Here is an 18,569-nt window from a genome sequence, read left to right on the forward strand (position 1 = left end):
GGAGAACCATCATGACTGAACGCCCACAACTCGTGGCGAGCCGGGCTCCGGTGCCCACGCCTTCGCATCCTAATCTCGGCAAGCCGGAGCGGCTGATGTCGCTGGCGGCCGGTTCATTGTTGATCGCCAACGGCCTGCGCCAAGGCGGCCTCAAGGGCTGGCCTCAGGTATTGCTTGGCGCGTGTGCTGCCTGGCGTGCCTATTCCGGCACGTGCCGGGTAAAACGGGCGCTGACTCATAGTCCGTTCGAGCAGACCTTCGAACAGGATCGTGACTGGGGCGGCAGCAAGGTGATTTCCCGCAGCATCACGGTTGGCAAGCCCAGGGAGGAAGTGTTCGCGTTCTGTCGCGACCCGGCCAATCTGGGTGCGCTGATGCCCTGGATCGACGCCATCGAGCAGACCGGCGAACGCACTTATCGCTGGGTCGCCCATGGCCCGATGGACAAGACGTTGCACTGCGACCTCGAACAGTGCGAGCCCAAGGAAGACCGCAAGCTGCACTGGATCGCCGGGCCGGACACACGATTCAAGCACGATATCCAGATGCATTTCAGCGATGCCCCGGGCGGGCGCGGTACGCAGATCAAAGTCATTGTCGCTTGCCAGACGCCGCTCGGCGCGGCTGGCTACGCGCTGGCGGCGGCGATTTCCCGGTTCTCGGACAAAGCCTTGTTGAATGTGCTGCGCAGCATCAAGCAGCAGCTTGAAACCGGAGAAGTCAGTACGAACAGGATGCGCCCGGAACAGACGCAGGATTTCCTCTTCGTGCACCCCGCCACACGCGCGACTCAGGCACCCGCCAATGACTCATCCACTGAAAAATCCGAACTCAACGGAGGAACCGTCTGATGCGCGCATTGACTTGGCAAGGCCCCAACAAGCTTCAGGTCGAGACGGTCGCCGACCCATCCATCCTAAACCCTCGTGACGCCATCGTGCGGGTGATCCTGTCCTCGGTGTGCGGCTCGGATCTGCACTTGCTGGGCGGTTACGTGCCGACCATGCAGGCCGGTGACATCATTGGTCACGAGTTCATGGGCGAGGTAGTGGAGACCGGCTCGGCCGTCACGCAATTCAAAAAGGGCGACCGGGTTGTCACGGTGTCGATTGTCGGCTGTGGAGAATGCGAGCACTGTCAGCGCTCGGACTTTTCCTGCTGTGACAATTCCAATCCGAACCCCACGGCGACAGACATTGCCTACGGCCAACCGGCGTGCGGCATCATCGGCTACAGCCATGCCTTCGGCGGTTATGCCGGCAGCCATGCGACCTATATCCGCGTGCCCTACGCCGACGTCAATCTGTTCAGCATTCCCGAAGGCGTCAGAGATGAGCAGGCAGTGTTTGTCTCCGACGCAGTGCCTACCGGCTATTTCGCCGCCGACAACGCCGACATTCAGCGCGGCGATACGGTAGCCGTCTGGGGCTGCGGCGGCGTCGGGCTGATGGCGATCACCAGCGCCTACCTGCTGGGCGCCGAACGGGTGATCGCCATCGACCGCTTTGCCGATCGCTTGCGCCTGGCCGAGGAAAAAGCCGGGGCCATCGCCCTCAACTACGAGACCACCGATGTGCATGCCGCCTTGCTGGAGCTGACCGGCGGTCGTGGGCCGGATCGCTGCATCGATTGCGTTGGCATGGAGGCCCACGGCACCGAGGTCGATTATTTCTACGACAAGACCAAGCAGATGCTGCGCCTGCACACCGAGCGCGGAACGGTGCTGCGCCAGTCGATCCGCGCCTGTCGCAAAGGCGGGACGGTGTCGGTGGTCGGGGTCTATGGCGGCTTGCTGGACAAATTCCCGATGGGCGCGATCGTCAACAAATCCCTGACCCTGCGTTCCGGCCAGCAACCGGGACAGCGCTACGTGAAGCGCTTGTTCGAACACATCCAGAACGGTGAGCTGGACCCGTCCTACCTGCTGACCCATCCCATGGGGCTTGAGCAGTCGGTGGAAGGCTATGGGATGTTCAAGGAAAAACGCCAGGATTGTCTGCGGGCGGTATTTCGGCCGGAGTGAAGCTCGTGGCGAGGGAGCTTGCTCCCGCTCGGCTGCGCAGCAGTCGTAGACCGGCGGGCGCGGTTTGCCTGATGCACCGTGTCGGGCAATCTGGGGCCGCTGCGCAGCCCAGCGGGAGCAAGCTCCCTCGCCACGAAAGCGGATGCGCAGCCACGCGATTTCCTCACGGAGCATTTTCCCCTTGCCCGGATCGACGCACTGGTGGATAAGACACAGCTTTGTCGCCCTGCGAATGTGTCCATGCCGCGTATAGGTCTCCCCCAGGCTTCCAGTGTCCGCCTGCTCGTCTTCCTGCTGTTCTCCATCCAGCTGGTTTCCATGGGCGCGATGGAAATGAGCGGGCCGTTCTGGCCTGTGCATTTGCGCCAGCTGACCAGCAACGACGCGCTGTTCAGCTTTGCCAGCACGGCGGTGTACGTCGGCCCGATGCTGGGCATCATCCTGACCAGTGCCTTCTGGGGCCGGATCGGTGATCGTTACGGCCACAAGCTGATGATGATTCGCGCGCTGGCGGGGCTCTCGTTGACCCAGCTCGGGCTGGCATTGAGCAGCGATATCTGGACGATCCTGCTCCTGCGTTTCCTGCAAGGCGCCTTTGCCGGTTATATCGCCCCGGCCCAGGCCTATGGGGTGAGCATCGAGGCACCGTCGCGGCGGGCCAGGCTGTTTGCGCTCCTGCAGATTTCCACCAACGTCGGTTCGTTGCTCGGGGCGGTGGTCGGCGGGCTGATTCTCGATCATGCGACGTTTTTCTGGATCAACATCGTGGCCTCGGGCCTCTGCGCCGTATGTACCGTTGTCGCGGCGCTGGCGTTGCCCAACGTGGCGCCAGTAAAAAAAGCACCGCTGGCAGGCAAGCCTCCCCTGCCGCCCAGGCTGTTGAACCCGGCTATCAGCTGGCTGCTGGGCATCATGGGCCTCCTGCTGCTGGCGCGAATGCTGCCGCAGACTTCGTTTTCCTTGTACGTGGGGGCGACCTTCGAGGTCAGCAATGCCATGGTCGGGCTTTGCTACGGCTTGCTAGCCCTGGGCTTCATTCTTTGTGCGACGTCCTGGTCGCGCTACTTCGAACGGCGCAACCCGGCGCAAACGCTGCAGGCCATGGCGAGCATTGTCATCGGCCTGGTCATCGTCACCGCCGTGGCCAGCCTGACGCGCCAGCCGGTCGTCTTCGCCCTCGCCTATTTCATCTGGGGCCTGCTGTTGGGCGCAACCACGCCAGTGCTGACGGCGCTTATCTCCAGAAGCGTCGACAACAGTCGCCAGGGCCAGGTGCTGGGGTTGGCCCAGGGCGTTTCACAGACGGCATCGATCATTGGCATCACCCTTGGCGCATTGCTCAGTCAGGTGTATGGCCTGGAGCACATTTTCCTTTATGTCTGCCTTGCCTACGCAATCGCACTGGTGCCCTTGATGCTACTGCGCCACAAACCACTCGGAATGGCCGACAGGGCCGGCGAATAGCGACACAAACCAAAAATGCCCGCCTATCAACCTTGCGCGGCACTAAGCGCCTCCACTACTATTGGGAATAATTCTCACTATCAAAAAAATACAACAGCCATGAGCGATCCAGGGTCAGCGGTCAACGATTGTCACCTGCGCACCGTCGCAGACCTCTACAGCGGACACCATGGCTGGTTGTACGCCAGGCTTTATCGAAAACTGGGCAATGCGCTGGACGCCGCCGACCTGGCCCATGACACGTTCATTCGCATCCTCGCCTCGAAGGTGGCGGTGATCGAGGAACCGCGTGCGTACCTGAGCTGCGTCGCCGGGGGCATCCTGGTCAACTGGTTCCAGCGCAAGGCACTCGAACGCGCCTACCTCCAGGCACTGGCGACATTGCCCGAGCCCGAAGCGCCATCACCCGAACGACGCTTGCTGGTGCTCGAGACACTGCATGAAATCGACGCCATGCTCGACACCCTGCCGCCCCTGGTAAAGCGTGCGTTCCTGCTGTCGCAGATCAACGGCCTGAAATATGACGACATCGCCACGCAACTCGGCGTTTCGCTGATCACCGTCAAGCGCTACATGAAACAGGCTTTCCTGCACTGCCTGATGCTGGTGGACTGAATGCCTGCCCATGACCGCCACGCCCTCGACCCGGCCATTCTCAACGAAGCCGCCGATTGGCTGATGCGCCTGAGCGAAGGCAGCGTCAACGACGCCGAACGCCTGGAGTGGGAACGCTGGCGTGCCAGCAGCCCGGCCCACCGCCAGGCCTGGGCGCGGGCCGAACTGCTGCTGAGCAAGCTGCAAGGCTTGCCGCCCGCGCTGGCGATGCCGGCGCTGGACCGCCCGAGCAATCCGGCGCGGCGTGCCGCCATGGGCAAGCTGGCCGCCCTGCTCGCCCTGGCGCCATTGGCCTGGGGCAGCTGGAAGCTCAACGACTGGCAACAGTGGACCGCCGATTACCGCGCTCCGGTGGGCGAGCGGCGCGACCTGACCCTGACCGACGGCACCCGCCTGACGTTGAACACCGACACCGCAATCGATGTGTTTTTCGACGAACACCAGCGCCTGCTGCTGTTGCGCCGAGGCGAAATACTGGTCCACACCGCAGCGGACCCATCAGCGCTCGCCCGGCCGTTCCGGGTGCAGACCGACGAAGGCAGGATGCAGGCGCTCGGGACGCGCTTCAGCGTTCGCGAAGACACCGGCCATACTCGCCTCGTCGTGCTGGAAGGCGCGGTGCGCATCGAGGTCAAGGGCATTGGCGAGCAAGTGGTCGGGGCTGGCCAGAGCAGCGGTTTTACCGCCCGGGGCATCGACGCCCTGAAACCTGTCGACAAGTCGGTGCTGGCCTGGACCCAGGGCATGCTGATGGCCGACAACATGCGCCTGGCGGATTTCGTCAACGAACTGAGCCGTTATCGCAACGGCGTCCTGCGTTGCGACCCGGCGATCGCCAACCTACGGATATCCGGCGCCTTTCCCCTGAACGACAGCCGGCAGACCCTGAACATGCTCGCCCGAACCTACCCCATCCGCGTCACATCCCGCCTGGGCGATTACTGGGTCATGCTGGCGCCGGCTTGAGCCCTGAATAAATAATCGGGCGGGGCTGATACTTTTTTCAATCCTGGCTGGCTTAGAGAGCAAACCCTCTGCACAGGATCACCCCGCCATGCCCGTTGCCCGCCCCCTGCGTTCGGATCGCAAGCTGAATCTGGCGATTCGCAGTGCCATGCTCAGCGTTGCACTTTCCACCTTGAGCCCGTGCACCTGGGCGGCACCGGGCGCGCCGCTGGACAACGTTGCCAGCCAGTCCTACAACATCCAGCCAGGCCCCTTGGGTGCCACGTTGTCGGCGTTCGCCGTGCAGGTCGGCATCGCATTATCGTTTGAACCCTCCTTGACCCAAGGCTTGAACAGCCCGGGCCTTTCAGGCCAGTTCACCGCGCGTGAAGCGTTTACCCGATTGCTGGCCGGCAGCGGCCTGGAACTGGTCGCCCGCGACGATGGCAGCTACACCCTGGAAAAATCCGCCGGCGACGGGGGGCTGGCCCTGGCGCCAACCACCATCAATGCCGCCGAGGTGCGCCCCGGGGATTTGCCGGCGGCCTACAGCGGTGGCCAGGTGGCCCGTGGCGGCCGGGTTGGCCTGCTGGGGAACAAGGACCTGATGGACACGCCATTCAGCGTCAGCAACTACACCTCGACCCTGATGAAGGACCAGCAGGCCGTGACCGCCGCCGACGTGCTGGAGCGCGACTCCTCGGTGCGCTCCACCGGCCAGACCGGCGGCATCGTCGATTCGTTCTTCATTCGCGGTTTCCCTGTGGGCGAAGGCAACCTGGGTGAGCTGGCGTTCGACGGCGTGTACGGCGTGGCACCCAACTACCGGGTGTTCACTGAATATGCCGAGCGCATCGAGGTCATCAAGGGCCCGGCTGCGCTGCTGTACGGCATGTCGCCCAACAGCGGCGTCGGTGGCGTGATCAACATCGTGCCCAAGCGCTCGCTGGACCAGGACCTGACTCGCGTTACCGCCAGCTACGCCATGGACACCCAGGCAGGCGGGCATGTCGACATCAGCCGCCGCTTCGGCGAGGAACGCCGCTTCGGTGTGCGCATCAACGGCAGCCTGCAGGGTGGCGATACCGCGATCGACAAGCAGTCCCGGGATGTCGGCATCGGTGCGATCTCCCTGGATTACCAGGGCGACCGGTTCAGGACCAGCCTGGACCTGATCAGCCAGGAAGAACAGTGGGACGCACCCTCCCGGCCGTTTGCCATCGCCAGCGGTGTCGAGGTGCCTTCGGCGGCCAACGGGCGCAGCAACGTGACCCAGGAATGGGGCTGGTCCGAAACCCGCGACAAGTCGGCGCTGCTCAGTGGCGAATATGACCTGAGCGACAACCTGACGGTATTCGGCCACGCCGGGGGCGGCAAGTCCGATGTGGCACGACTGTCGGACCAGACCCCGACGATTCTCAACAGCGCCGGCGACACCCGCTCGATACCGGGCTACTACAAGTTCGAGGTGGAGCGCTACACCGTCGATGCCGGTGCCCGTGCCCGCTTCGAAACCGGTCCGGTCAGCCACAGCGCCACCTTGCAGGCCAGCCGCTATCGCGATGAATTGCGCCGAGGAATCAATTCTGGCGCCCCGGTCTTTTCGAATATCTATCACCCGGTGGCGCGCGACAAACCGTCCATCGCGTCGCCCGATGTGGCGAAGGTCTCGGATACCGAACTGTCCGGCGTGGCCCTGGCCGATACCTTGTCGATCCTCGATGAACGGGTCCAGGTAACGCTTGGCCTGCGCAAGCAGAGCATTAAATCAAACAACTACAGCACTCTCGGGAATGTCACCAGCGCCTATGACGAAAGCGAAACCACGCCTTTGTTCGGCGCGGTGGTCAAGCCCTGGGAACATGTGTCGTTCTACTACAACTACATCGAAGGCCTGAGCAAGGGCGACACCGCGCCGGCCACTGCGAGCAACTCGGGCGAAATCTTCAAGCCCTACATCTCTCGCCAGCAGGAGGTCGGGGTCAAGGTCGACTACGGCACGTTCACCTCGACCCTGGCGCTGTTCCAGATCAAGAAGCCCGCCGGCGAATTGACCAACGGCACGGCCGGTGGCGTGTATTCGGTCCAGGGCGAGCAGCGCAACCGCGGCATCGAACTGAACATGTTCGGCGAACTGCGCGAGGGTACGCGCCTGCTCGGTGGCGTCACCTTGCTCGACGGCGAACTCACCAAAAGCGGGACCGCCGCCAATCGCGGCAACAAACCGGTGGGCGTGCCCGAAGTGCAGGCCAACCTCTGGGCCGAATGGGACACCCCCTGGGTCCAGGGCCTGACGTTGACCAGTGGAGCGATCTACACCGGCAGCCAATACGTCAACCAGGCCAATACCCAAGAGCTCGATCCGTGGACACGCTTTGATGCCGGCGCCCGCTACAGCACGATACTTGATGGCCGGCCGACCACGCTGCGCGCCACGGTGCAGAACGTATTCGACCGCGAATACTGGTCCGGCGTGGCCTCCTACGGCGCGTTCTCCCAAGGCGCGCCACGCACCCTGTTGCTTTCAGCGACGGTCGACTTTTGATTGCGCCTCGCCCCGGACAGCGCGTGCACCGCTGGCGGGGCGATCCCTGACAAGGCTCCAACCATGCAGATTCCACTTCTGACGCGCTCATCGCTCACCGCCTGGCTGCTGGGTGCTGCCGCCCTGCTGCTGAGCGGCCTGGTGTTTTCAGACACCTTGCCCGCCACCAGAACCACCGTCACCGACTTGCTCGGCCGCCAGGTCCAGGTGCGCATTCCGGTGCAACGGGTCATCCTCGGCGAAGGTCGCCAGTTGTACCTGGTCGCGGCACTCGACACCGACAATCCGATCCGCCGCATCGTCGGCTGGCGCAAGGACCTGATCCAGTCCGACCCTGACACCTACGGCGCCTACCTGCGGCGGTATCCGGCAATTGCCCGGATCCCGACCTTCGGCGGTTTCGAAGACGGCACCTTCGACATCGAGCAAGCGATCAGCCAGCAACCGGACGTGATCGTCCTCAACATCGAGGCCCAGCACGCCACCGAAGACGCGCGCTACATCGAGAAACTCGATGCACTGGGCATTCCGGTGGTCTACGTCGACTTTCGCAACAACCCGATGCAGAACACCGAACCGACCATGCGCCTGTTTGGCCAGCTGTTCGGCGAAGAGGCACGCGCCGAGGCGTTCATCGCCTTTCGCAACCAGCAGATCCGTCGCGTCACCGATGTGATCCAGGCCCGCCAGCCGCCCCGCCCGAAAGTGTTCATCGAACGCATCGGTGGCTACACCGACGATTGCTGCCTGAGTTTCGGCAACGAAAATTTCGGCCGTTTCGTCGAGCTGGCCGGGGGCCGCAACATTGCCAGCGCAATCATTCCCAACACCTTTGGCCAGTTGAACGCGGAACAGGTGATCGTCGCCAACCCGGAACAGGTGGTGGTCACCAGCGCCAACTGGGAGGCCTTTGCGCCGGGCGGGCACTGGGTCGGTGTCGGGCCCGGTGCCGATCTGGCCGAGGCGCGGCGCAAATTGCAGTGGTACACCGCCCGCCCGGCCTATGCCGGGATCAAGGCTCAGCAAACCCAGGGCTTTCATGCCATCTGGCACCAGTTCTACAACAGCCCCTACCAGTTCATCGCCATCCAGCAACTGGCCAAGTGGTTCCATCCGGAGCTGTTCACCGACCTGGACCCCGACGCGACGTTTCGCGAGTTCCACCAGCGCTTCTTGCCTGTGCCCTATGAGCCAGGCTATTTCGTCAGCCTCAAGCCCGCGCAGGCCCAACCATGAATGGCCGTATCGAGGGGATCGCCCTGGGCACGATTTACCGCGAGCAGGTCTGGCGCAAACGCTTGATCCTGCTCGGCCTGGCCCTGTTGCTGCTGTTCAGCGTGCTGCTCGACCTGGCCCTCGGCCCGGCCAGCTACAGCCTGGATGAAGTGCTGGGCGCGCTGTTCTCTCCCGATGCCGCGGCGCCCCAGGTGCGGGTGGTGATGTGGGATATTCGCCTGCCGGTGGCGCTGATGGCCGTGGCCGTGGGCGCCGCGTTGTCCCTGGCCGGCGCCCAGATGCAGACCATCCTCAACAACCCGCTGGCGAGCCCATTCACCTTGGGCATCTCGGCGGCTGCCAGTTTCGGCGCGGCCCTGGGCTTGGCATTCGGCGTGGCCCTGGTGCCGGTGATCGCCCAGTACATGGTGCCGCTCAATGCCTTTATCATGGCGATGCTCTCGGCGCTGCTGATCCATGTCTTGAGCCTGCGCCGGGGCATGACCAGCGAAACCATCGTGCTGCTCGGTATCGCCCTGGTGTTCACCTTCAATGCGCTGTTGGCGCTGGTGCAGTTCTTCGCCACCGAGCAGGCCGTGGCCGCCGTGGTGTTCTGGACCATGGGCAGCCTGACCAAGGCCACCTGGCCGAAACTCGGCGTGATTTGCCTGGTAATCCTCGTCACCTTGCCGATTTTTGCCCGCCGCGCCTGGGCCATGACCGCCCTGCGCCTGGGGGATGAAAAAGCCGCGAGTTTCGGCATCAACGTGCGCAAATTGCGCTTGCAGACCCTGGTCATGGTCAGCCTGCTGGCCGCTTTTCCAGTGGCATTTGTCGGCACCATCGGCTTCATCGGCCTGGTGGGGCCGCACATCGCCAGGATGCTGATCGGCGAAGACCAGCGTTTCTTCCTGCCGGCCTCGCTGCTGACCGGCGCGCTGATCCTGTCGGCCAGCTCGGTGGTGAGCAAGACCCTGATACCCGGGGCGATCTTCCCAATCGGCGTGGTCACATCGTTGGTCGGCGTGCCGTTCTTCATTTCTCTCATTCTGGGCGGCAGGAAACAGTCATGGTGACGATCGAGCTGCAAGGTGTCGGCGCTCGTTATGGTCGTCGGTCGATACTGCACGGGATCACCACGCCGGTGCTCACGGGTGGCGAGGTCGTGGCGGTGGTGGGCCCCAACGCGGCCGGAAAATCGACCTTGTTCAAACGCATCGCCGGCCTCATCGACGGCCCCGGCCATGTTCGCCTGGAAGGCTCGCTCCGGGGCCAGCAGGGCGTTTGCTACATGCCGCAGAACCTCAACGCCAACGCCCGGCTGACGGTCTACGAATCGGTGCTGCTCGCGCGCAAACAGCAGGCGCCCGGCTGGACAGTGCAAGCCGATGAGCTGGAAGTGGTGGACCGCATCCTCGCGTCCCTGGGCATCAGTGATTTGTCGTTTCGCAACCTCGGTGAACTGAGCGGTGGGCAACAGCAACTGGTGTCGATCGCCCAGACGCTGGTGCGCGAGCCCGAAGTCCTGTTGATGGACGAACCCACCAGCGCCCTGGACATGCACCGCCAGGTCCAGGTCCTGAGCTTCATGCGCGCCCTCGCCCGCCAACATTCGATCATCGTGTTCATTGCCATTCACGACCTGAACCAGGCGTTGCGCTTTGCCGACCAGGTGCTGGTCATCGCCGAGGGCACCCTGCAAGGCTGCGGTCGAAGTGAAGAAGTGGTCACCGAGCAGATGCTGCGCAACGTGTACCGGGTCCAGGCCCGGATCGAACGCTGTTCAAGGGATGAGCGGCACATCATCGTGGACGACGTAGTTTGAGCGAGTAGCGTGGCGAGGGAGCTTGCTCCCGCTCGGCTGCGCAGCAGTCGTAGACAGGCGGGTCCGGTTTGCCTGATATGCCGTGTGCAGCAATTGGGGCCGCTGCGCAGCCCAGCGGGAGCAAGCTCCCTCGCCACGAGAGCGGGTGTGCACCCGTGTATCTTCGCAGCTTCGCCGCCGCTGTTATTTGCAGGATCAAATTCGCTACAGTCGATCCGCGCTGGCAAATACAACGCATCACCGTGGCGAGGGAGCTTGCTCCCGCTCGGCTGCGCAGCAGTCGTAGACCGGCGGGCGCGGTTTGCCTGATACACCGTGTGCGGCAATTGGGGCCGCTGCGCAGCCCAGCGGGAGCAAGCTCCCTCGCCACGAAAGCGGGTGTGCACCCGTGTATCTTCGCAGCTTCGCCGCCGCTGTTATTTGCAGGATCAAATTCGCTACAGTCGATCCGCGCTGGCAAATACAACGCATCACCGTGGCGAGGGAGCTTGCTCCCGCTCGGCTGCGCAGCAGTCGTAGACCGGCGGGCGCGGTTTGCCTGATACACCGTATGCGGCAATCTGGGGCCGCTGCGCAGCCCAGCGGGAGCAAGCTCCCTCGCCACGATTTGAGGCAGTCGCGGCCCGGCGTTATTATGGGTAACATAGCGGCCTTTCCCGCAGTCTTTCTGCGCCCTGCCGAATAAGCCCCATTCCATGCCTTTTGAACTCAGCGTCGACCTCTCCACCCTCGCTATCCTTGCCGTCGTCGCGTTCATCGCCGGCTTCATCGACGCCATCGCCGGCGGTGGCGGGCTGCTGACCACGCCGGCGCTATTGACCGCCGGCCTGCCACCGCACCTGGTGCTGGGCACCAACAAGCTCAGCTCGACCTTTGGCTCAGCCACGGCGAGTTTTACCTTTTACAAGCGCAAGCTGTTTCACCCACGACAATGGACCCACGCCCTCGTCGGCACGCTGGTCGGTGCCTTGGTCGGCGCCGTCGTTGCTCATTACCTGCCCGCCGAGTGGCTGAACAAGATGCTGCCGGTGATCGTCTTTGCCTGTGGCCTGTACCTGTTGTTCGGCGGCACGCCCAAGGCGCCGCTGGACAGCAACGCGCCGATCAAGAAGACGTGGCAGTCATCCCAGGGTTTCACCTTGGGTTTCTACGACGGCGTGGCCGGCCCGGGCACCGGTGCGTTCTGGACCGTCAGCAGCCTGCTGCTCTACCCCATCGACCTGGTCAAGGCCAGCGGCGTGGCCCGCAGCATGAACTTCGTCAGCAACATTGCGGCGCTGTCGGTGTTCATCTTTTCGGGCCAGGTGGATTGGATCATCGGCCTGAGCATGGGCCTGTCGGTGATGGTCGGCGCGTTCTTCGGCGCGCGCACCGCCATCAGCGGCGGCGCGAAGTTCATCCGCCCGGTGTTCATCACCGTGGTTCTGGGCCTGACCGTGCGCCTAGCCTGGCAGCACTGGTTCAGCGTGGCCTAGACGTCGGGCGACATACAGGTCGATCAGGTAGCGGGCGATGGAGCGCGAGGCCGGCAACGGCGGCAGGTCATGGACGCTGAACCATTGGGCGTCCTCGATCTCGTCTTCCTGGGGCACGATCTCACCGCCGGCATACTCGGCATGAAAACCCAGCATCATCGAATGGGGAAACGGCCAGCACTGGCTGCCCATGTACTGGATGTTCTTCACTTCAATGCTGACCTCCTCGCGCACCTCCCGGATCAGGCAATCCTCGGCCGACTCGCCCGGCTCGGCAAACCCGGCCAGGGTGCTGTAGACACCGGTGACAAAGCGCGGCGAACGCGCCAGCAAGACCTCATCGCCACGGGTAATCAGCACGATCATGCTCGGCGAGATTCGCGGGTAATGCCGCAGATCGCATGCCTCACAGTACATCGCCCGCTCTCGCGGCACCTGGATCATGCGCTGGCCGCAACTGCCACAAAAGCGATGTTCGCGAGCCCAGGTGCCGATCTGCGCCGCATAACCCAGCACCTTGAACAGCGTGTGGTCGTCCTCGAGCATGAAGGCCCGCAGGCCTTTCCAGTTGCAGCCGGGAATCTCCAGCGAGCTATGCAGTTCCAGCAGGTAGACCGGCTCGCCGTCGAGATGGCCAATGCCGTGCTCGGCGAGAATCGACACATCCTGGCGCTTGAGCCACTCGCGGGGAAACAGTGCGCCGTTGTCGTCGTAGAGAAAGCCCTCCGGGCTGCGGGCCACGGCCCAGCCGCCCGCGAGGTCGGTGTCGAGTACTGCGGTGGTCCAGCGTGAAATCATGATCGATCAATCCAGAAATTCGGGTTTCTGTTTGCTCATATGGGCGGCCATGGCCACGCGCAGGTCATTCGATTGCAACATGGCGGCATTCCACGTGGCGACGTATTCCAGCCCGTCGTCGATGCCGTGGTCACGCATGTAGCCAATCATTTCCTTGGTGCCGGCTATGGCGATCGGCGACTTGGCGGCGATCTCCCGGGCGATGCCCATCACTCCGTCAAGCAGGCTGGCGGCATCGCTGTAGACACGATTGACCAGACCCATGCTGCGCGCTTCGTCGGCACCAAAGGTGCGCCCCGTATAAGCGAGTTCACGCAGCATGCCGTCCCCGATGATCCGGGGCAAGCGTTGCAATGTGCCAACATCGGCCGCCATGCCGATGTCGATTTCCTTGATGGAGAATTGCGCATCCTCGGCCGCGTAGCGCATGTCGCAGGCAGAAATCAGGTCGATGGCACCGCCCAGGCAATAACCCTGGATCGCCGCGAGAACCGGTTTGCGGCAATTGTCCACGGCGTTGAACGAGGCTTGCAGTTCGAGGATCTTGCGCCGCAGCACACGGGCATTGCGACCGACGTCCTTGCCCAGTTCGTTCGCCACGCCGGCCAGCATCATCAGATCGATACCCGAGGAAAAATGCTTGCCGGCACCGCTCAGGACCACCACCCGCACTTCGTCGGTATCGTCGATCCACTGGAAGATCTCGATGATCTCACTCCAGAACGCGGCGTTCATGGCATTGATCTTGTCGGGGCGATTGATCTGCACATGGGCGATTTTGTCTGCAAGTTCGACGTGGAACGCTTGGTATTGCGACATGGCAGTGATCCTTTACCGGTTGAAAAGAGGCCTGAACTATACCAAGCCATCGTCAAGGGACGTAGGCAGCGCATCGGCCAAAAGCGGGACTGCATCCACACGACGCAAGCCAATGTGGGAGCGAGCCTGCTCGCGATGGCGGCAGTTCAGTCAACATTTACGCAATCTGAACCACCGCTTTCGCGAGCAGGCTCGCTCCCACAGGGGCAGTGGCGATCAGTCCGCTGCTGGCTGTTCGCTCGCCTGCAACTGCCCATCCCACCCGCCGCCCAGCGCCGCGATCAGTTGCACGCTGGCGATCAACCGGCTCTGTTGCAGGCTCAGCATGCTGCGTTCGTTGCTCAGGGCGGTGGCCTGGACGGTTACCACGTCGAGGTAGCCGATCAAGCCGGCCCGGTACTGGTTCTGGGTCAGGCGCAGGGACTCGCGGGCCGCGTCGAGGGCTTCCTGGCGCACGCGGGCTTCGTCTTCGAGCACCTTGAGCTGGATCATGTAGTTCTCGACTTCGCGAAAACCGTCGAGCACGGTCTGCCGATAGGTCGCCACGGTCTGGTCGTACGCCGCGACGCTGCGGTCGACTTCCGCCGAGCGCTGGCCGCCGTCGAACAGCGTCATCGCCAGCTGTGGCCCGACCGACCAGAAGCGGTTCGGCACACTTATCCAGTTATCGTAGGTACTGCTGCTGTAGCCGCCACTCAGGCTCAGGGTCAGGTCCGGATAATAGGCCGCCTTCGCCACGCCAATGTTGGCGTTGGCGGCCATCACCGAGCGTTCCGCTGAAGCGATGTCCGGACGCCGCTCAAGCAACTGCGAGGGTACCGCCACCGGGACCTGCGGCAGCGCCGGGACGTCCTCGGTTTCGGCCAAGCTGAATTCGGCGGGAGGCAGGCCGATCAGCACGGCGATGGCATTTTCGAACTGCGCCCGCTGCCAGATCAGGTCGATCAGGTCGCCCTGGGTGGTCTTGAGCTGGTTCTGCGCCTGGGCCACCGCGTCCTTGCCCGACACCCCTGCGCGGTACTGGTTTTCGGTCATTTTTAATGAGCGCTGATAGTTATCGACCGTGGTCTGCAACAAGCGCTTCTGTTGGTCGATGACCCGTAACTGCAAGTAGTTCTGCACCAGCTCGGACTGCTGGCTCAGGCGCATCGCCGCCAGGTCGGCAAAGCTGGCTTGCGCGCTGGCTTCATCGGCTTCCAGGGTGCGGCGCAACTTGCCCCAGACATCCGCTTCCCAACTCACCCCGGCCTGGGCGCTGTAGGTGTCGCGAATGCCGCTGGAAGAACTGCTCAGGCTCGAACTGCTGCTGCCGGTGCCTTGGCTGGAGCGGTTCTTGCCGACGGTAAGGTCGACCGTTGGGAAAAAAGCTCCCCGCGCACTGCGCGCCAACGCCTGGGCCTGACGATACTGGGCTTCGGCCTGGGCCACGGTCTGGTTGGATGCGTTGAGCTTTGCCACCAGCTCATTCAGCCGGGCGTCGCTGTACAGCTCCCACCAGGCGCCCCGGGCCAAGGCGTCGCTGGGGTTGGCCTGGCGCCACCCTTGGGCTTCCTTGTACTGCACCGGCGCAGCGGCCTCCGGGCGCTGGTAATCCGGGCCGATCGCGCAAGCACTGAGCAGCGCAACGCACAGCGCCAGGCTCAATACCCGCGAGCCACGGGCGGCTGCCAGCGGTGCGGCAAGGTTGAAAAGCGAACGGTCGGTCATAGCGGAGTTTCCAGGGCAGCATCGGTGCGCACCCCACGCCAGCGGTTGAAGCGGTGGCGCAGGTTATCGAGATAAAGGTAAACCACCGGCGTGGTGTAAAGCGTCAGGACCTGGCTGAACACCAGGCCGCCGATGATGGTCAGGCCCAGCGGCTGGCGCATCTCCGAACCTTCGGCACCGCCGAGCAACAGCGGCAAGGCACCGAGGATCGCCGCCACCGTCGTCATCAGGATCGGCCGCAAGCGCAACAGGCAGGCGCTGCGGATCGACTCCAACGGCGTCTGGCCGGCGCGCTCCAGTTGCAGCGCGAGGTCGATCATCAGGATCGCGTTTTTCTTCACCACGCCAATCAGCAGGAACAGCCCCAGCAGCGAGATCAGGCTGAACTCGCTGCCCAGCACGTAGATCGACAGCAACGCGCCAACGCCGGCCGAAGGCAACGTGGACAGGATGGTCAACGGGTGGATGTAGCTTTCATACAGCACGCCCAGGACCAGATACACCGCCAGCAGCGCCCCGAGCACCATGAACGGCTGGCTTTTCTGGGTGGCGGCGAAAGCGTCGGCGGTCCCGGCCATTTTCGCGATGACGTCTTCGGGCATCCCCAGCTTGGCGATCGCCCGTTCAATGGCGGCCGTGCCCTGCTCCACGGTCACGCCTTCGGCCATATCGAAAGAGATGCCCTCGGAAGCGAACTGGCCTTCGTGGCTGACCCGGTCGTCTTCCAGGCTGTTCTCGTAATGGGCAATTGCGGACAGCGGGACCCGCGCGCCATCGGCCGTAATCACCTGGACCTGTTCGAGGGTATTGGGGTCCTGGGCGTATTTGGGATTGACCTCCATGACTACCTGATACTGGTTGAGGCTGTCGTAGATGGTTGATATCTGCCGCTGGCTGTAGGCGTTGTTCAATACCGATGTGACCATGTCCATGTCGATGCCCAGGCGCTTGGCCTGGTCGCGGTCCACAATCAGGGTTACCTGCTGTGCGCCGCCACCGTCACGGGCATCGATGGCGGTTAGCTCCGGCAAGGCGCGGAACGCAGCGACGACCTTGGGGTACCACTCGCGCAGCGACGCCAGGTCGGCGCTCTGCAGGATGTAGGAATACTGCGAGGTGGTCTGCTCGCGGCCGCCACCAAATTGCAGGTCCTGGTCGGCCATCAGCATCAACTGGCCGCCGGGCACCTTGGGCATCTCCTTGCGCAGGCGCTCGATGACTTTCTGCGCGGAAATCCCGCGCTCGTTGATCGGCTTGAGGCGCACCAGCATGAAGGCATTGTTGGTGCCGTTGTTGCCGCCGATAAAACCGGCCACGCTCTGTACGGCCTCGTCCTTGAGCACCGCGCGACGGAAGATCTCCATCTTCGGTTGCATCACGTTGAACGACAGTCCGTCGTCACCGCGCACGAAGCCGATCAACTGGCCGGTGTCCTGCTGGGGCATGAAGGTTTTCGGCACCACCACATACAACGCGATGTTCACGCCAATGGTCACCAGCAGGCTGAGCAAGGTCAGGCGCCGATGGCGCAGTACCCAGTCCAGCGTGCGCGCATAGCCACGGACCATTCTTTCGTTGGCGCCCTGGCTCCAACGCTGCAAGCGGTTCTCTTGCCCTGGCACGTGAGGCTTGAGCCAGCGCGCGCAGAGCATCGGCGTAAGCGTCAGGGACACGATAAGCGAGACGACGATGGCCGCCGCCAGCGTGATGGAAAACTCCCGGAACAGGCTCTCGACGATCCCGCCCATGAACAGGATCGACAGGAACACCGCCACCAGCGAGGCGTTCATCGACAGCAGCGTGAAGCCCACCTCCTCGGCCCCCAAATACGCGGCCTTCAGCGGCGGCACGCCTTCATCGATGTGCCGGGAAATGTTCTCCAGCACCACGATGGCATCGTCCACCACCAGCCCGGTGGCGAGGATCAACGCCATCAGCGACAGATTGTTCAGTGAGAAACCGTACAGATACATCACCGCGAACGTGCCCACCAGCGACACCGGCACCGCCAGGGTCGGGATCAGCGAAGCGCGGAAATTGCCGAGAAACAGGAACACCACCAGTACCACCAGGGCGACGGCGATCAGCAAGGTCATTTCCGCTTCGTGCAGGGTCGCCTTGATCACCGGCGAGCGATCCATCGCCAGGTTCAGCTTGACGCTGGCGGGCAACACGGCCTGCAAGGCCGGCAACTGGGCCTTGATCTCGTTGACGGTCTCGATGATGTTGGCGCCGGCCTGGCGATTGATCACCAGCAACACGGCGGCATCGTCGTTGAAGAAACCGCTGTTGTAGCGGTCCTCGACGCCGTCGCTGACCTTGGCCACGTCCTTGAGCCGCAACACCGAGCCATCCTGGTAGCGGATGATCAGTGTTTCGTAATCCTTGGCCTTTTCCAGTTGGTCGTTGGCCTGGACTTGCCACATCCGCTGGTCGTCCTCGACCGAGCCCTTGGGCCGGCGCACGTTGCTGTTGGCAATCGCCGTTCGCACGTCGTCCAGCGCCACGCCGTACTGATTGAGCAATTGCGGTTCCAGTTCGATGCGCACCGCCGGCAGCGAACTGCCGCCGATCTGCACCTCGCCCACGCCCGACACCTGGGACAGGCTCTGGGACAGAATGGTCGAGGCCAGGTCGTAGAGCTGGCCTTTCTCCAGCACATCCGAGGTCAGCGACAGCACCATGATCGGCGCCTGGGACGGGTTGACCTTCTTGTAGGTCGGCATGCTGCGCATCCCGCTGGGCAGCAGGTTGCGCGAGGCGTTGATGGCCGCCTGCACCTCCCGGGCCGCACCGTTGATGTCGCGGTCCAGGTCGAATTGCAGGATCACCCGGGTCGAACCCTGGCTGGACCGACTGCTCATGGTGTTGACCCCGGCGATCGCGCCGAAGGAACGCTCCAGCGGCGTCGCCACGGTAGAAGCCATCACCTCGGGACTCGCCCCCGGCAGGTTGGCCTGGACCACGATCACCGGGAAATCCATCTGCGGCAGCGGCGATACCGGCAGCAAGCCAAAGCACACACCGCCGAGCAGCATGATGGCGAAGCTCAGCAGCATGGTCGCTACCGGGCGGCGGATGAAGGGGCCGGAGAGGTTCACTGATCGCCGCTCCAGCTTTCAACCAACAGGCTTTTGT

Annotated in this window: 14 protein-coding genes; 10 read left to right on the top strand and 4 right to left on the bottom strand. The window is 63.4% G+C overall.

Annotated elements, in window-relative coordinates; all coding sequences use genetic code 11:
- Positions 1-11: 11 nt before the first annotated feature.
- The 10 genes from J3P97_RS15730 to J3P97_RS15775 all read left to right on the top strand — a co-directional run bounded on the left by J3P97_RS15730 (position 12) and on the right by J3P97_RS15775 (position 12,107).
- Complete coding sequence (locus J3P97_RS15730) at positions 12-851, top strand: SRPBCC family protein (RefSeq protein WP_434672206.1); 840 nt, start codon at positions 12-14, stop codon at positions 849-851.
- Positions 851-2,023 (top strand): zinc-dependent alcohol dehydrogenase, encoded by a 1,173-nt coding sequence (locus J3P97_RS15735; protein ID WP_434672207.1) that lies wholly within the window; start codon positions 851-853, stop codon positions 2,021-2,023. Before J3P97_RS15730 ends, J3P97_RS15735 begins: the two co-directional genes overlap by 1 nt.
- A gap of 240 nt (positions 2,024-2,263) precedes the next feature.
- Entirely contained in the window at positions 2,264-3,487 is a 1,224-nt protein-coding gene (locus tag J3P97_RS15740; protein WP_434672208.1) for an MFS transporter, read from the top strand.
- 99 nt (positions 3,488-3,586) lie between these two features.
- The gene (locus J3P97_RS15745; protein WP_305500585.1) at positions 3,587-4,102 is read left to right on the top strand and encodes a sigma-70 family RNA polymerase sigma factor; all 516 of its coding nucleotides are present in this window, start codon (positions 3,587-3,589) and stop codon (positions 4,100-4,102) included.
- Entirely contained in the window at positions 4,103-5,068 is a 966-nt protein-coding gene (locus tag J3P97_RS15750) for a FecR domain-containing protein (protein WP_434672209.1), read from the top strand.
- 88 nt (positions 5,069-5,156) lie between these two features.
- Positions 5,157-7,592, top strand: a complete 2,436-nt coding sequence (locus J3P97_RS15755; RefSeq protein WP_434672210.1) for a TonB-dependent siderophore receptor — start codon at positions 5,157-5,159, stop codon at positions 7,590-7,592.
- Between the two features lie 63 nt (positions 7,593-7,655).
- Entirely contained in the window at positions 7,656-8,828 is a 1,173-nt protein-coding gene (locus tag J3P97_RS15760; RefSeq protein WP_434672211.1) for an ABC transporter substrate-binding protein, read from the top strand.
- Positions 8,825-9,883 carry a FecCD family ABC transporter permease gene (locus tag J3P97_RS15765; RefSeq protein WP_434672212.1) on the top strand — a complete coding sequence of 353 codons (1,059 nt, stop codon included), beginning with the start codon at positions 8,825-8,827 and terminating at the stop codon, positions 9,881-9,883. Before J3P97_RS15760 ends, J3P97_RS15765 begins: the two co-directional genes overlap by 4 nt.
- Positions 9,877-10,632 carry an ABC transporter ATP-binding protein gene (locus J3P97_RS15770; protein ID WP_434672213.1) on the top strand — a complete coding sequence of 252 codons (756 nt, stop codon included), beginning with the start codon at positions 9,877-9,879 and terminating at the stop codon, positions 10,630-10,632. Before J3P97_RS15765 ends, J3P97_RS15770 begins: the two co-directional genes overlap by 7 nt.
- Before the next feature lie 695 nt (positions 10,633-11,327).
- Positions 11,328-12,107 (top strand): TSUP family transporter, encoded by a 780-nt coding sequence (locus tag J3P97_RS15775; protein WP_305500574.1) that lies wholly within the window; start codon positions 11,328-11,330, stop codon positions 12,105-12,107.
- On the opposite strand, the gene nudC is transcribed toward J3P97_RS15775, so the two are convergent.
- The 4 genes from nudC to J3P97_RS15795 all read right to left on the bottom strand — a co-directional run bounded on the left by nudC (position 12,075) and on the right by J3P97_RS15795 (position 18,532).
- On the bottom strand, positions 12,075-12,905 hold the full coding sequence (nudC, locus tag J3P97_RS15780; RefSeq protein WP_434672214.1) for an NAD(+) diphosphatase: 831 nt from the start codon (positions 12,903-12,905) through the stop codon (positions 12,075-12,077). The genes J3P97_RS15775 and nudC overlap by 33 nt on opposite strands.
- A gap of 6 nt (positions 12,906-12,911) precedes the next feature.
- On the bottom strand, positions 12,912-13,724 hold the full coding sequence (locus tag J3P97_RS15785; RefSeq protein WP_434672215.1) for a crotonase/enoyl-CoA hydratase family protein: 813 nt from the start codon (positions 13,722-13,724) through the stop codon (positions 12,912-12,914).
- A 216-nt stretch (positions 13,725-13,940) separates the two neighbouring features.
- The gene (locus tag J3P97_RS15790; RefSeq protein WP_434672216.1) at positions 13,941-15,431 is read right to left on the bottom strand and encodes an efflux transporter outer membrane subunit; all 1,491 of its coding nucleotides are present in this window, start codon (positions 15,429-15,431) and stop codon (positions 13,941-13,943) included.
- Entirely contained in the window at positions 15,428-18,532 is a 3,105-nt protein-coding gene (locus J3P97_RS15795; protein ID WP_434672217.1) for an efflux RND transporter permease subunit, read from the bottom strand. Before J3P97_RS15795 ends, J3P97_RS15790 begins: the two co-directional genes overlap by 4 nt.
- Between the last annotated feature and the right edge of the window lie 37 nt (positions 18,533-18,569).

Origin of the sequence: Pseudomonas sp. R1-15 (assembly GCF_051132085.1) — a bacterium.
In the GTDB taxonomy this organism is placed as follows: domain Bacteria; phylum Pseudomonadota; class Gammaproteobacteria; order Pseudomonadales; family Pseudomonadaceae; genus Aquipseudomonas.